Annotated in this window: 16 protein-coding genes; 7 read left to right on the forward strand and 9 right to left on the reverse strand. The window is 65.5% G+C overall.

The features are described 5' to 3' along the window. The 3 genes from QOH60_RS24615 to QOH60_RS24625 all read left to right on the forward strand — a co-directional run. The coding region (locus QOH60_RS24615) for a ferredoxin-like domain-containing protein (RefSeq protein WP_526424502.1) at nucleotides 1-714 on the forward strand (714 nt) is incomplete at its 5' end. Further along, nucleotides 711-1,415 (forward strand): phosphoadenylyl-sulfate reductase, encoded by a 705-nt coding sequence (locus QOH60_RS24620; protein ID WP_526424503.1) that lies wholly within the window; start codon nucleotides 711-713, stop codon nucleotides 1,413-1,415. The genes QOH60_RS24615 and QOH60_RS24620, both read left to right, overlap by 4 nt. Further along, a complete protein-coding gene (locus QOH60_RS24625) occupies nucleotides 1,412-2,113 on the forward strand; it encodes a sirohydrochlorin chelatase (RefSeq protein WP_526424504.1) in 702 nt (233 codons plus the stop codon). The genes QOH60_RS24620 and QOH60_RS24625 overlap by 4 nt, the downstream gene beginning before the upstream one ends. On the opposite strand, the gene QOH60_RS24630 is transcribed toward QOH60_RS24625, so the two are convergent. The 6 genes from QOH60_RS24630 to QOH60_RS24655 form a co-directional block, all read right to left on the reverse strand. After that, the gene (locus tag QOH60_RS24630; protein WP_526424505.1) at nucleotides 2,110-3,165 is read right to left on the reverse strand and encodes a sulfate/molybdate ABC transporter ATP-binding protein; all 1,056 of its coding nucleotides are present in this window, start codon (nucleotides 3,163-3,165) and stop codon (nucleotides 2,110-2,112) included. The two genes, QOH60_RS24625 and QOH60_RS24630, sit on opposite strands and share 4 nt — an antisense overlap. Before the next feature lie 24 nt (nucleotides 3,166-3,189). Continuing rightward, a complete protein-coding gene (gene cysW / locus QOH60_RS24635; protein WP_526424506.1) occupies nucleotides 3,190-4,002 on the reverse strand; it encodes a sulfate ABC transporter permease subunit CysW in 813 nt (270 codons plus the stop codon). Beyond that, a complete protein-coding gene (gene cysT, locus QOH60_RS24640; RefSeq protein WP_526424507.1) occupies nucleotides 3,999-4,880 on the reverse strand; it encodes a sulfate ABC transporter permease subunit CysT in 882 nt (293 codons plus the stop codon). Before cysT ends, cysW begins: the two co-directional genes overlap by 4 nt. Before the next feature lie 64 nt (nucleotides 4,881-4,944). Further along, entirely contained in the window at nucleotides 4,945-5,988 is a 1,044-nt protein-coding gene (locus tag QOH60_RS24645) for a sulfate ABC transporter substrate-binding protein (RefSeq protein WP_526424508.1), read from the reverse strand. Between the two features lie 115 nt (nucleotides 5,989-6,103). After that, nucleotides 6,104-6,196: an Ms4533A family Cys-rich leader peptide gene (locus QOH60_RS24650; protein WP_526424509.1), complete on the reverse strand. Its 93-nt coding sequence runs from the start codon at nucleotides 6,194-6,196 to the stop codon at nucleotides 6,104-6,106. A 139-nt stretch (nucleotides 6,197-6,335) separates the two neighbouring features. After that, complete coding sequence (locus tag QOH60_RS24655; protein WP_526424510.1) at nucleotides 6,336-6,524, reverse strand: hypothetical protein; 189 nt, start codon at nucleotides 6,522-6,524, stop codon at nucleotides 6,336-6,338. 41 nt (nucleotides 6,525-6,565) lie between these two features. Between QOH60_RS24655 and QOH60_RS24660 the strand changes: the two genes are divergently transcribed. Together QOH60_RS24660 and QOH60_RS24665 are read left to right on the forward strand one after the other, a co-directional pair. Further along, nucleotides 6,566-7,804, forward strand: coding sequence for an FAD-dependent oxidoreductase (locus QOH60_RS24660; protein WP_526424511.1), 1,239 nt, complete (start codon nucleotides 6,566-6,568; stop codon nucleotides 7,802-7,804). A gap of 33 nt (nucleotides 7,805-7,837) precedes the next feature. Further along, complete coding sequence (locus QOH60_RS24665; protein ID WP_526424512.1) at nucleotides 7,838-9,829, forward strand: glycoside hydrolase family 15 protein; 1,992 nt, start codon at nucleotides 7,838-7,840, stop codon at nucleotides 9,827-9,829. Between the two features lie 109 nt (nucleotides 9,830-9,938). On the opposite strand, the gene lepA is transcribed toward QOH60_RS24665, so the two are convergent. After that, a complete protein-coding gene (gene lepA / locus QOH60_RS24670) occupies nucleotides 9,939-11,828 on the reverse strand; it encodes a translation elongation factor 4 (protein ID WP_526424540.1) in 1,890 nt (629 codons plus the stop codon). Between the two features lie 46 nt (nucleotides 11,829-11,874). Here lepA and QOH60_RS24675 point away from each other — a divergent pair, with 46 nt between their 5' ends. Beyond that, nucleotides 11,875-12,453, forward strand: coding sequence for a type II toxin-antitoxin system PemK/MazF family toxin (locus QOH60_RS24675; protein WP_526424513.1), 579 nt, complete (start codon nucleotides 11,875-11,877; stop codon nucleotides 12,451-12,453). Between the two features lie 2 nt (nucleotides 12,454-12,455). On the opposite strand, the gene QOH60_RS24680 is transcribed toward QOH60_RS24675, so the two are convergent. Then, the gene (locus QOH60_RS24680) at nucleotides 12,456-12,887 is read right to left on the reverse strand and encodes a CBS domain-containing protein (protein ID WP_526424514.1); all 432 of its coding nucleotides are present in this window, start codon (nucleotides 12,885-12,887) and stop codon (nucleotides 12,456-12,458) included. Nucleotides 12,888-12,997: 110 nt separating this feature from the next. On the opposite strand from QOH60_RS24680, the gene QOH60_RS24685 reads away from it, so the two are divergent. After that, nucleotides 12,998-13,834, forward strand: a complete 837-nt coding sequence (locus QOH60_RS24685) for a ribonuclease Z (RefSeq protein WP_526424515.1) — start codon at nucleotides 12,998-13,000, stop codon at nucleotides 13,832-13,834. Here QOH60_RS24685 and QOH60_RS24690 read toward each other — a convergent pair. Beyond that, nucleotides 13,831-14,520, reverse strand: coding sequence for a hypothetical protein (locus QOH60_RS24690; RefSeq protein ID WP_526424516.1), 690 nt, complete (start codon nucleotides 14,518-14,520; stop codon nucleotides 13,831-13,833). The genes QOH60_RS24685 and QOH60_RS24690 overlap by 4 nt on opposite strands. Between the last annotated feature and the right edge of the window lie 48 nt (nucleotides 14,521-14,568).

Below are 14,568 nucleotides of genomic sequence, written 5' to 3' on the forward strand. Positions count from 1 at the left end.
GACGGACCCGCACCGGAGCCGGTGGTCCGCCCGATCGACCACGTCGGCGTGCAGAAGCTGAAGAATGGCCTCAACGCCGTTGGTGTGGCCCCGATCGCCGGGCGGGTGACCGGCACAATCCTGTCCGCGGTCGCGGACATCGCGGAGAAGGCGGGCTCCAACCGGGTGCGGTTCACGCCGTACCAGAAGCTGATTGTCCTGGACGTACCCGACGACGCGCTAGACGAGGTGACCCGCGCGCTCGACGCGCTCGGCCTTCCGTCGCAGCCCTCGCACTGGCGCCGCAACCTGATGGCCTGCACCGGCATCGAGTTCTGCAAGCTGAGCTTCGCCGATACCAAGGGCCGGGCGCAGGTCCTGGTGCCCGACCTGGAGAAGCGGCTAGAGGACATCAACGCCCAGCTCGACGTCCCCGTCACGGTCAATATCAATGGCTGCCCGAACTCGTGCGCCCGCATCCAGATCGCCGACATCGGGTTCAAGGGCCAAATGGTCGATGAGGGCGACGGCCCGGTGGAGGGCTTCCAGGTGCACCTGGGCGGAAGCCTCGGCCTGGACAGCGGCTTCGGGCGCAAGTTGCGCCAGCACAAGGTCCTCAGCAGCGAGCTCGGCGACTACGTCGAACGGGTCGTTCGCAACTTCGTGAAACAAAGAACCGACGGGGAGCGTTTCGCCAACTGGGCCCTGCGAGCGGACGAGGCGGACTTGAGGTGACTGTGACAACCACGGAGAGCGACCTGAAAGAGCTGGCTGCCCGGGGTGCGCGCGAGCTTGATGGCGCTGATGCCGTCGAGTTGCTGCGCTGGACCGACGAGCATTTCGCCGGCGAGTACGTGGTGGCCTCCAACATGCAGGACGCGGTGCTCATCGACATGGCCGCAAAGGTCCGGCCCGGTGTCGACGTGCTGTTCCTCGACACCGGCTACCACTTCGTCGAAACGGTCGGCACCCGCGATGCCGTCAGCGAGATCTACGACGTCAACGTGGTCAACGTCACCCCCGAACATTCGGTCGCGGAGCAAGACGGCTTGTTCGGCAAGAACCTCTTCGCACGCAACCCCAACGAGTGCTGCCGCATGCGCAAAGTCGAGCCGCTGAGCAAGGGGCTGGCGGAATATTCCGCATGGGTCACCGGCCTCCGCCGGGTCGAGGCGCCCACGCGGGCCAACGCTCCGTTGATCAGTTTCGACGCCGCGTTCGGGTTGGTGAAGATCAATCCGCTGGCCGCGTGGACTGACGAGGACATGCAGCGCTACATCGACGCCAACGGCATCTTGGTGAATCCCCTTGTGTTCGACGGCTATCCGTCGATCGGCTGCGAGCCCTGCACGGCCAAGCCCCTGGACGGAGCCGATCCGCGCAGCGGCCGGTGGCAGGGCACCGGCAAGATCGAATGCGGCCTGCATACCGAATGAGCCTGGTTCTCACCGCGCACGGCAGCGCTGACCCCCGCGCCGCAGCCAACACACACGCCGTCGCCGCTGAAATCCGGGTGATCCGGCCGGGTCTCGACGTCCGGGTGGCCTTCTGCGAGCAGTCGACGCCGAACTTGCGAGAGGTGCTGGCCAAGACGCCCGATGCGGTCGTGACGCCGTTGCTGCTCGCCGATGCCTATCATGCCCGCGTCGACATCCCGGCGATGATCGCCGATTCCGGTGCCACACAAGCGGATGTGCTGGGCGAAGACCAGCGGTTGGTGGCCGTCCTGCGACAGCGCATCCGCGAGGCCGGCGTGACCCGGCGTGCTCCCGATGTGGGCGTGATCGTCGTCGCCGTGGGCTCGTCACGGCAGGTCGCCAACCAACGCACGGCGGTAGTCGCTGACGCGGTGTCGTCAGGCACGCGCTGGGCCGGCGCCGTGACGGCGTTCGCCACCGGCCCGCGGCCTTCGCTCGACGACGCCGCGCGGCGCCTGCGTGAGCTGGGTGCGCGACGCGTGGTTGTTGCGCCGTGGTTTCTAGCGCACGGCCGGATTACCGATCGAGTAGCGAATTATGCTGTTGCGCACGGATTTTCCGTGGCTGAGCCGCTCGGCGCGCATCGCCTGGTGGCTCACACCGTCCTCGACCGGTTCGACGCTGCGCGCGCTGGCGCGCGCACCATCGCCGCCTAGTTTGACGGCGCCGGCGCCAGCTCCTCTTCAGGCAGCTCAGGTAGCTGCGTGTCGCCCGCGATCGCCGGCACCCGGGTGGCCCGCACGTAGACCGTATCGCCATCCACGAGCCGCAGCGCCTCGGCGTCACCGCGGGTGATCTGCGCGGTAAAAGGTACGCCGGTGGGCGCGGCGGTGAGCTCGACACGCACCTCGAATCCGAGATAGACGATCCTGTCGATCGTCGCCTTCAACACACCGATGCTCTCGGCCGTGCCGTCGCTTGTCGCGACTGCCATCTCAGGGTTGCGGCCCACGCGAATGTCGTGCGGGCGCACCAGGATTCCGTTCAATGACGAAACCGCCCCGAGGAACGACATGACGAACCCATTGGCGGGCTTGTCGTAGACATCAGTCGGCGAACCGACCTGCTCGATGCGACCCTTGTTGAGCACGGCGATCCGGTCGGACACGTCGAGCGCCTCGGCCTGGTCATGGGTCACCAGCACGGTGGTCACGTGAACCTCGTCGTGCAGCCGGCGAAGCCACGCCCTTAGGTCGTCGCGAACCTTCGCATCCAACGCACCGAACGGCTCATCGAGCAGCAGCACCTGGGGATCCACGGCGAGCGCTCGGGCCAACGCCATCCTCTGACGCTGCCCACCGGACAGCTGGCCGGGGTAACGCGTCTGAAAGCCGCTGAGCCCCACCGTCTCCAGAAGGTCATCGACCTTCTGCTTGATTTCGGCCTTCGGCCGCTTTCGGATCCGCAATCCGAACGCGACGTTGTCCCGGACCGACATGTGTTTGAACGCCGCGTAGTGCTGGAACACGAAGCCGATACCGCGCCGTTGCGGCGGCACCTTGGTGACGTCACGGCCGTCGATCGTGATCGTTCCGCTGTCAGGCTCGTCGAGACCCGCGATCGAGCGCAATAACGTCGACTTTCCCGAACCGCTCGGCCCCAGCAGGGCCGTCAGTGATCCGGCGGGCACCGTGAAGTTGATGTCGTCGAGCGCGGCAAAGTCACCGTAATGTTTGTTCACGCCGCGTAGCGTGATCGCGTCGGTCATCTGCTCGTTCTCTCCTTGCTGCTCTTAAGTTTTCGCCCGGGCACGCCGCGCGTCCAAGACGAGCTGGACTATGAGCACCAGCACCGCGACCGTCATCAGCAGCGTCGACACTGCGTACGCACCGTGTTCTTCGCCGCGGTTGTAGCGGTCGTATACCAATAGTGTCATCGTCTGTTGCGATCCCGGCAAGCCGGAGGCCACCATGATCACCGCGCCGAACTCACCGAGTGTGCGGGCGATCGTCAGCACCACGCCGTACGTCAAGCCCCACCGAATCGACGGCAGCGTGATCCGCCAGAACGTCTGCCACCACGTGGATCCCAGTGTGGCGGCGGCCTCCTCCTGATCCGTGCCGATCTCGTGCAGGACGGGCTCGACCTCGCGGATCACGAAGGGCAGCGTCACGAAGATGCTCGCGAGGACGATGCCAGGCAGCCCGAATATGATCTTCAGGCCGAGATCTCGCTCTACGAAACCAAACGCACCGGCCGAGCCCCACAGCAGGATCAACGCGACACCGACGATCACCGGCGACACCGCGAACGGCAGATCGATGGCAGACTGCAGCAGGCTTTTGCCGCGAAACCTGCTGCGCGCCAATACCAACGCAGTAGGAATTCCGAACAGCACGTTCAGCGGCACCACGATGGCCACGACGAGCAGCGACAAATTCAGAGCCGAGATGGCGGCCGGGGTACTGATCTGTGTGACGAACGTATTGATTCCCGGGGCGAACGAGCGCCACAGGATCACGCCCAAGGGCACGATCACCAAGACCGCGAGATACGCCAGCGCGACGAAACGCAGCAAGTACCGTGCCAGCGGCGAGAGCGTCACTTGGCCGACTCCTCCCGTTTGGCGGCGCGTGATCCCACCAGCCGAAGTATGTAGAGAACGACGAATGAAATCGCCAGCAGCACAACAGAAATTGCGGCGGCACCGGTCCGGTCGTCATTTTCGACCAGTGTCCTGATCCACTGCGACGACACTTCGGTCTTGCCCGGCACCGCACCGCCGATCAGGACCACAGAGCCGAATTCACCGATGGCACGGGAAAACGCGAGACCGGCACCGGTCAACAGCGCGGGCGTCACCGCCGGGAGGATCACCGTGCGGAAGATCGTCCAGCTGTTCGCACCGAGCGAGGCGGCCGCTTGTTCGGCCTCCCGGTCCACCTCCAGCAGGACTGGCTGCACGGATCGCACCACGAACGGCAGCGTCACGAACAGCAGCGCCACGCCGACGCCATAGGTGGTGTGCTGCAGGTGTACATCGATCGGACTTCGCGGCCCGTACAACGCCAGCAACACGACGCTGGCGACGATCGTCGGGAGCGCGAACGGGAGATCGATAATCGCGTCTACCAGCCGCTTCCCCGGAAAGCTGTCACGTACCAGCACCCACGCGATAAGCAGCCCGAACACCAGGTTGATGAACGTCACGGCGATGGAAACCGTCAGCGTCACCCGAAACGACTCAAGAGCCGCTGGCGACTTGATGGCCGTCACGAACGCCGACCAGCCGCCCTTGCCCGACTGAAAGACGATCGCGGCCAACGGCAACAGCACGATCACAGACAGCCACAGCGTGGCGACGCCGACCCGCAGCGATGTGGTCCCGGGGACCCTCAAACCGCCTGACCTGGGGCCGTCCGGCCCGGGCTCGTCGAGCTCGGGCCGGACGGCTTCAGGATTTCGGTCGATCGATGTGCTCATGCGCGAACCGCATTCGCTTCTCGCTGTGCCAATGCGCGATCCGCATTCGCTTCTCGCTGTGCCGTCATCCAGTCGCAGCCTTATAAATCCTGGTGATGCTCCCGTTGTCCTTGTCGAACAACGCGGGATCCACCTTGCTCCATCCACCCAGTTCGGCGATCGCCCACAGCTTCTGTGATGGTTGCGGGAAGTCCGTCGTGAACTGCTGGGCGACCCCCGGGTCGACCGGGCGGAAGCCGGCTTGCGCCCACACCGTCTGGGCATCGGGCTTGAACTGGAAATTCACGAAGTCGGTGGCTTCCTTCACATGCGGGCCAGTGGTCACGACAGCGACAGGATTCTCGATCTTGAACGTCTGTGCCGGGATGACGTGCTCGACGTCCTTGCCCTGCCGCTCGATGTTGATCGCCTCGTTCTCATAACTGATCAAGACGTCGCCGGTGCCCTGCAGGAACACGTCGCTGGCAGAGCGGCCCGAATCGGGACGCACCTTCACGTGGTCTTTCACCAGACTCGACACGTAGGCAAGGCCCGCCGCGTCATCTTGGCCGCCGTTGCTCTTGGCGGCGTACGGCGCGAGCAGATTCCATTTCGCCGAGCCGGAACTCAGCGGGCTCGGAGTGACCACCTCGACGCCTGGCTTCAGCAGGTCGTCCCAGTCCTTGATGCCCTTCGGATTGCCCTTCCGGACCGCGAGCACCACGACCGAACCGAACGGAATGCCCTTCGTCGCGTTCGAATTCCATTCCTTGGCCACCTTGTTGGCCTTGACCAACCGGGTCACGTCCGGCTCGACCGAGAAGTTGACGACATCGGCCGCCAGGCCGTCCTGGACCTTGCGGGACTGGTCGCCGGACGCTCCATAGGAGGTGGTGACGGCGACGTCCTTGCCTTCGGGCGTGCCGTTGTAGGCCGGGATAATCTTGCTCCAGCCCGGTTCCGGTACCGCGTAGGCGACGAGTGACAGCGTCACCTTCGCGTTCGCGGGACCTTGGCTCTGCGCGGTGTCGCTGGAACCGCCCCCGCCGCACGCCGCGAGGAGCGTCGTGGCCGCGGCGAGCGCGGCGGCGGATCGTAGCCGCGCGGTGGGTTTCTTGATGTTGAGCATTGGGGACCTTTCACTGCGAGAGGAATGAAATGGGATTACCCGCAGCAGAAAGGTGGCGAATCAGGACACGAGCTGATCGACGACCACTACCGACACCGAACCGCGGCGGGTGGGGTCATCGACAACAGTGGACATCAGCGACAGCGCTGTCACCAACAGCAATGAGTGCCAGCACAAAGCACTCGTCGGTGGGCACGCCTGTACGCATGGCCGGAAGAATAACAGAACCCTCCCAGGTCGCGATTACCAGCGCTTTCGCGACCGTCAGTGAGTGACCAGCCAGGTCACGGCCACCAGCACGGCGAGGATCACCAGAACGAGCGTGACCCGCGACTTCGGCAACGCGTTCACTCGGGTTCGCGGTGGCGAATTCGGGTGATAAGCCGGATGCCGCGGCCGAGCAGACCGTCGACAAGTGTGGCCACACCGAACGCGAACGCGAGCACCACCGGCATCACGATCAGAGTCTGGACGAAGAATCCGAGGCCGGACAACCAGAGTTCGACCCCGTCCCACCAGGTCAGGAATCCGGCCATGTGGACAGCTTAAGTCAGGGAGCGCGTGCCAAGATGAGCACGTGCCGGCGGCTGATTCCACCACGTGCGTGATCGCCGGCGGGGGCCCTGCCGGCATGGTGATGGGTCTGCTCCTCGCCCGCGGCGGCGTGCCGGTGGTCGTGATGGAGAAGCACGCCGACTTCCTGCGCGACTTCCGCGGAGACACCGTGCATGCGAGCACTTTGCGGTTGCTCGACGAGCTGGGTCTCGGACCACAGTTCGACAAGATGCCGCACCGGGAGATCGACACCCTCCGTATGCAGTTCCAGGGTGTTCCGGTCGGCATCACGCTGAAGCGACTTCCCGGTAAGCACAAGTACATCGCGCTGGCGCCGCAGTGGGACTTTCTGGAACTCCTGGCCACCGCTGCAGAAGCCGAGCCCACCTTCACGCTCATGCGCAGCACCGAAGTGCTCGGACCGCTGATGCGCGACGGGCGCGTCGCCGGGGTCCGGTATCGCGACGCCGACGGCGACGTGCGCGAGTTGCAGGCGACGTTGACGGTGGCGTGCGATGGTCGCTCGTCGACGCTGCGTACGTCGATGGGCCTGAGGCCCAGGAGTTTTGGCGCGCCGATGGATGTGTGGTGGTTTCGGCTGCCCCGGCGAGAAGGCGACCACCCGGGCCTGAACGGCGTGTTCCTGGCCGGGCACGCGGCAGTGGCGATCGACAGGGGGGATTACTACCAGATCGCCTACATCATCCCCAAGGGCGCCGACGCCGCGATGCGCGCAGAAGGCGTCGACGCGCTACGTCGCCAATTGGTGCAGCTGTTGCCGTGGTTGTCCGACCGGGTGGACGAGATCCCGTCTCTGGACGACGTGAAACTGCTTGACGTCCAACTGAATCGGCTGCACCGCTGGTACGCCGACGGCTTGCTTCTGATCGGCGACGCCGCGCACGCAATGTCGCCGGTGGGCGGAGTGGGGATCAACCTCGCGGTGGCCGACGCGGTCGCCGCGGCAACGGTGCTCGCCGGGCCGCTGCGCGCGGGTCACGTTCGGACAGCACAGTTGGCGCGGGTGCAAGCGCGTAGATGGTTGCCGACGGCGCTGATTCAGTCAGTCCAGCGCGTCATCCACAATCGCTTGATCGCCGCCGCCATCAACGAGAATCCCGACCAGCCGATGAAACCACCTCTGCCCGTACGGATGATCAACAAATACCCCGGGCTGGGCGCGGTGATCGGATATGCGGTCGCGATCGGACCGCTGCCCGAGCACGCTCCAGCGTTCGCTCGCCGTGCGCCTGTCAGCTAGACGAAAAGCACGTCGAGAGCCGATGATGTCCGCATGGTTTTGAGCGCCGAGCCTGCCGAAGAGGCACACGAGGCCCCCTTCGCCGTCACGGGCCCGGTGCCGTACGCGCAGGCGTCGTCGACACGCAACCCCTTTCCGCCGATCGCGGACTACGCGTTCCTGTCGGACTGCGAGAACACCTGCCTGATCTCGTCAAGCGGATCGGTCGAGTGGCTGTGCGTGCCGCGCCCCGATTCGCCCAGTGTGTTCGGCGCGATTCTGGACCGGGGCGCAGGCCACTTCCGGTTGGCGCCGTACGGGGTGTCGGTGCCCGCAGCGCGGCGCTACCTGCCTGGCAGCTTGATCCTGGAAACCACCTGGCAGACGCATACCGGATGGATGATCGTGCGCGACGCGTTGGTCATGGGCCCGTGGCACGACATCGAGACACGGTCGCGGACCCACCGGCGCACGCCGATGGACTGGGACGCCGAGCACATTCTGCTGCGCACCGTGCGCTGTGTCAGCGGCACCGTGGAGATGGTGCTGAACTGCGAGCCGTCGTTCGACTATCACCGGATCAGCGGGACATGGGAGTACTCCGGGCCGGCCTATGGCGAGGCGATCGCTCGCGCCAAGCGGGACCCCGACGCGCATCCCCAGCTGAAGCTCACGACCAATCTGCGGATCGGCCTCGAAGGGCGCGAGGCACGCGCCCGGACCCGGCTGAAAGAAGGCGACAACGTGTTCGTCGCGCTGAGCTGGTCCAAGAACCCGGCGCCGCAGACCTATGACGAGGCCGCCGACAAGTTGTGGAACACCAGCGAATGCTGGCGCCAGTGGATCAATATCGGCGATTTCCCCGACCACCCTTGGCGTTCGTACTTGCAGCGCAGCGCGCTGACGTTGAAGGGCCTGACGTACTCCCCCACCGGTGCGCTGCTGGCGGCCAGCACCACGTCACTTCCGGAAACCCCTCAGGGAGAACGTAACTGGGACTATCGGTACGCCTGGGTGCGCGACTCGACGTTCGCGCTGTGGGGGCTCTACACGCTCGGGCTGGACCGCGAGGCCGACGACTTCTTCTCGTTCATTGCCGACGTCTCGGGTGCGAACAACGGTGAGCGGCATCCGCTTCAGGTCATGTATGCCGTCGGCGGCGAGCGGACATTGGTCGAGGACGAGCTCAACCACCTGTCCGGCTACGACGGCGCCCGGCCTGTGCGCATCGGCAACGGCGCGTACAACCAGATGCAGCATGACATTTGGGGCACCATGCTGGATTCGGTCTACCTGCATGCCAAGTCGCGTGAGCAGATTCCCGAGTCGTTGTGGCCTGTGCTCAAGCAGCAGGTCGAAGAGGCGATCAAGCACTGGCGCGAACCTGACCGCGGCATCTGGGAGGTGCGCGGCGAGCCGCAGCACTTCACGTCGTCGAAGGTGATGTGCTGGGTGGCCCTGGACCGTGGCGCCAAACTCGCCGAACTGCAAGGCGAACGGAGTTACGCACAGCAGTGGCGGGCGACCGCCGAGGAAATCAAGGCAGACATCCTTTCCAACGGTGTCGATTCGCGCGGCGTGTTCACCCAGCGCTACGGCAGCGATGCGCTGGACGCCTCACTGCTGCTCGTGGTGTTGACGAGGTTTCTGCCGCCCGATGACCCGCGGGTGCGCAACACCGTGCTGGCGATCGCCGACGAACTCACCCAGGACGGGCTGGTGTTGCGCTACCGCGTCGAGGAAACCGACGACGGGTTGTCCGGCGAGGAGGGCACATTCACGATCTGCTCATTCTGGCTGGTGTCGGCGCTGGTGGAGATCGGTGAGTTTTCTCGTGCCAAGCATCTCTGCGAACGGCTGCTGTCGTTCGCGAGCCCGTTGCGGCTGTATGCCGAGGAGATCGAGCCCCGGACAGGCAGGCACCTGGGCAACTTCCCTCAGGCCTTCACCCACCTGGCGCTGATCAACGCCGTCGTGCACGTGATCCGCGCCGAGGAGGAGGACGACAGCACAGGCGTCTTCGTCCCGGCCAACGCCCCGATGTAGCTCACCTCTTCCCGCGAGCTGGGGGCACCTCCCGCTTGCGGGGGAACGCAAAATCGCACAAAACCACGTCGGGTAATGCGATTCCGCGTCTGCTCGGCGGGAATGGCGGTTACTTCTTGGGGGGCTTGTCGGTTGGGGTATCGGTGGAGAGCGCGGCGACGAACGCCTCCTGCGGGACGTCCACGCGACCGATCGTCTTCATCCGCTTCTTGCCCTCTTTCTGTTTCTCGAGCAGTTTGCGCTTGCGGGTGATGTCACCGCCGTAGCACTTGGACAGCACGTCCTTGCGCAACGCCCGAATGTTCTCGCGCGCAATGATTTTCGAGCCGATCGCGGCCTGTACCGGCACCTCGAACTGCTGCCGCGGGATCAGCTCCTTGAGCTTGGTGGTCATCTTGTTGCCATACGCGGCGGCCGCGTCTTTGTGGACGATCGCACTGAATGCGTCGACGGCCTCGCCCTGCAGCAGGATGTCGACCTTCACGAGTTCGGCCTCTTGTTCGCCGGCCTCCTCGTAGTCGAGGCTGGCGTATCCGCGGGTGCGTGATTTCAGCATGTCGAAGAAGTCAAAGATGATCTCGCCCAACGGCATTGTGTAGCGCAGCTCCACCCGCTCAGGCGACAGGTAGTCCATGCCGCCGAGTTCGCCGCGGCGCGACTGGCACAGCTCCATGATGGTGCCGATGAACTCGCTCGGCGTGATGATCGTCGTCTTGACGACCGGCTCATACACAGTGCGGATCTTGCCTTCTGGCCAGTCCGACGGATTCGTCACGACCATTTCGGTGTCGTCCTCTTTGATAACGCGATAGACGACGTTCGGTGACGTCGAAATCAGGTCGAGGTCGAATTCCCGTTCCAGCCGCTCACGGGTGATCTCCATGTGCAGCAGGCCCAAAAAGCCGCACCGGAACCCGAACCCGAGCGCTACCGAGGTTTCGGGCTCGTAGGTCAGGGCGGCGTCGTTGAGCTGCAACCGGTCCAGCGCGTCACGCAGATCCGGGTAGTCAGAGCCATCGACCGGATACAGGCCCGAGTACACCATCGGCCTGGGTTCCCGGTAGCCGGTGAGCGCCTCGGTGGCGCCGTGGCGCGCCGTCGTCACGGTATCGCCGACCTTTGACTGCCGGACATCCTTCACACCGGTGATCAGATAGCCGACCTCGCCGACGCCGAGGCCGGCGGAGGGTTTGGGCTCCGGCGAGACGATTCCGACTTCGAGCAGCTCGTGGATGGCGCCGGTGGACATCATCTTGATCCGCTCGCGCGGGACAATCTTGCCGTCGATGACGCGGACATACGTCACGACCCCGCGGTACGTGTCATAGACGGAGTCGAAGATCATCGCCCGGGTGGGCGCGTCCTGCTCGCCCGTCGGCGCCGGAACCTCCTGCACCACATGGTCGAGGAGGTCGGACACCCCTTCGCCGGTCTTGCCCGAGACTCGCAGCACGTCGCCCGGCTCGCAGCCGATGATGTGGGCGATCTCCCCGGCGTAGCGATCCGGGTCAGCGGCAGGCAGGTCGATCTTGTTCAGCACGGGAATGATCGCAAGATCGCGGTCCAGCGCCAGGTACAGATTCGCCAGCGTCTGCGCCTCGATGCCCTGCGCCGCGTCGACCAGCAGGACCGCGCCCTCGCACGCCTCCAGCGCGCGCGACACCTCGTAGGTGAAGTCGACGTGCCCTGGCGTGTCGATCAGATGCAGCACGTAGTCCTCGTCATGCACGCGCCACGGCAGCCGCACGTTCTGCGCCTTGATCGTGATCCCGCGCTCGCGCTCGATGTCCATCCGGTCCAGGTACTGGGCACGCATCGACCGCGCATCGACCACACCGGTCAGCTGCAGCATCCTGTCGGCCAGCGTGGACTTCCCGTGATCGATGTGAGCGATGATGCAGAAATTCCGAATCTGCGCCGGCGCGGTGAACGTCTGGTCCGCGAAGCTGCTGATGGGAATCTCCTGGTGAGCGCGTGAATGAGCTGAGATCCAGCGTATCGAGGAGCACCCCTGCGGTCACAATCGCGACCGCTGCGCCTCACCTATGCTCGATTCCATGGCTTCGCCCTGGAGGACATTGCAGCGGCGCCTGGGCAAAGCCGCCGAGAACCTGGTGTTCAAGGAAGGCCCCAAGATCATCTCGCAGGGCGTCCGGATCGGTTTGGAGGCGCTTGCCGCCCGCGTGCCGGAGTCACCGGTGCGCGAAATCACCACCGGCCGGCCGGTCACGAAGAACAGCGTGCCCACGGCATTCCGCGCGCGAAAGATCATGTATGCCCCCGACCTGGACGGCCGCGCCGACCCCGGCGAGGTCGTCTGGACCTGGGTGGTCTACGAGGAAGACCCGACTAAGGGCAAAGACCGGCCGGTGTTGGTCGTCGGCCGCGACGGCGGAACGCTGCTCGGTCTGATGCTGTCGAGCCAGGAGCGGCATGCCGATGACCGGAATTGGGTCAGCATCGGCACTGGCGGGTGGGACTACGAAGGGCGTGTGAGCTGGGTGCGGTTGGACCGCGTGCTTGACGTACCCGAAGAGGGCATCAGGCGCGAAGGCGCGGTGCTGGCGCGGGAGACCTTCGAGAGGGTCGCCGTGCGGTTGCGCGCCGAGTACTCCTGGAGCTGACCTCAGCCGCCCTGGGTGATGTAGGTCTGCAGCTGCTCCTGCTCGGCCTTCAACTCTTCCATCCGCCGTTTCACCACGTCCCCGATGCTGACGATGCCGGCGAGTCGACCGTCGTCGATGACGGGCACATGCCGGACGCGGTTCTCGGTCATCAGTGCGGTGAGGTCGTCGATCGAATCGCCGGGTGAACACGTCACGACCACTGTGGTCATGATCGCGGATACCGGCTGCCCGAGCAGACCCGCGCCGCTTTCGTTGAGCCGGCGCACGACGTCGCGCTCGGAGACGATGCCGACTAGGCCGCCAGAATCCATCACGATCATCGCGCCGATGTTGTGCTCCGCCATTCCCGCGAGCAACTCGGTGACCGTCGTGTCCGGGTTGATCGTGGCCACCGCCGCGCCCTTGTTGCGCAGCACGTCTGCTATCCGCATCAACGCCTCCACCCATCGTTGTGAGCTGGTTCACACAAGGCTAGGTCCAACAGCCGCCGCGCGAAAGGAAAAGCTCGACTTCGCCGCGCGGCTGTGACATACCGGAGGGCATGATCGAGGTCACCCTGCTCGGCACGGGCAGTCCCATCCCCGACCCGCAGCGCGCGGGACCGTCAACTCTGATCCGGGCCGGAGACCAGACCTTCCTGGTCGATTGCGGACGGGGTGTGCTGCAACGCGCCGCGGCAGTCGGTGTCGGCGCCGACACGCTCACCGCGCTGTTGCTCACCCACCTGCACAGCGACCACATCGCAGAGCTTGGCGACGTGCTGATCACCCGTTGGGTGACCACCTTCGCGCCCAATCCGCCGCCGCTGCCGATCATCGGTCCACCGGGCACCGCCGCGGTCGTCGACGCGATGCTCACGGCGTTCGCGCCGGACATCGGCTACCGCATCGCCCACCACGCCGACCTGACCGCTCCGCCTGCCGTGGAGGTGCAAGAGCACACCGAGGGTCTGGTGTGGAACCGCAGCGGATTGCGGATCAGGGTGGCGCCCACCGACCATCGCCCGGTAGCCCCAACGATCGGATTCCGCGTCGAGTTCGACGGCGCGTCGGTGGTGCTGGCCGGCGACACCGTGCCGTGCAGGACCTTGGACGCGCTGGCCGACGGGGCGGATGCCTTGGTACACACGGTCATTCGCAAGGACCTGATCGAGCAGCTGCCGCAGCAGCGGATCCGCGACATCTGCGATTACCACTCCTCGGTGGAGGAGGCGGCCAGCACCGCGGCACGGGCCGGTGTCGACACCCTGATCCTCACTCACTACGTCCCGCCGCTCGCGCCTGGGCAGGAGGACGACTGGCGCGCCAAGGCCTCGTCGGTGTTCGGCGGGCGCGTCGAGGTCGGGCCGGACCTGCACCGCGTCGAGGTGGGCGCCTAGCGCGGACGGCGGGTCGGCAGCAGGGCGCCGGCGACGACCAACCACACCAGGCCGGTGAACCTGGCGATCGGCAACAGCACGTCGAACCCCGGCCAGATCAACACCAGCGTGCAGAGCTCGGCGAGCGCGGCGATGACGAGCCCGGTGCACGACAGCCACCGCGGCAGAAGCCCGACGATCAGGCTGGGCACCGCGATGCCGGCAATCAGCAGGCCAAGGGCCACGACGTGGGCCGGCCCGCCGGTGAGGAACACCAGGAAGTACAGCGTGCGGACGACGGGCTCGCCCACGGTCACCTCGGGCCGGGACAACGTCCACAACACCAGACCGCTCAGCCCGAGCGCGCCGGCGGCCAGGACGCCACCAACGAGTGCGATCGTGGCGCCGGGCGCGACGATGCCCAGCTGGCGAAGCCGGGCACTTGCTGTCGCCGCATAGATGGCTAGAGGAACTGATGCGCCAAAGACGCCAACCGCGGCCGCCTGGATGGCGACGGGATGGGCCACCACGAAATCCCTGACGGACGCGCCAGATGCAAAAGGCAACGGCGGAACGCCCGCCATAGCAGCCCCGATGACGAGCCCGCCTACCAGCAACGCGAGCGAAATCGAAGCCAGCACAACCAAAGGCGGCCCGCCCTGCTGCGGCCTGCGGCGTGCACTTGAGTTCGTTGCTAAATCATTCATGTCGTGAACGATACTGAGATCGGAGTATCGATGCAACGTTTCATGTGT

Origin of the sequence: Mycobacterium sp., assembly GCF_032159765.1 — a bacterium.
GTDB lineage: Bacteria > Actinomycetota > Actinomycetes > Mycobacteriales > Mycobacteriaceae > Mycobacterium.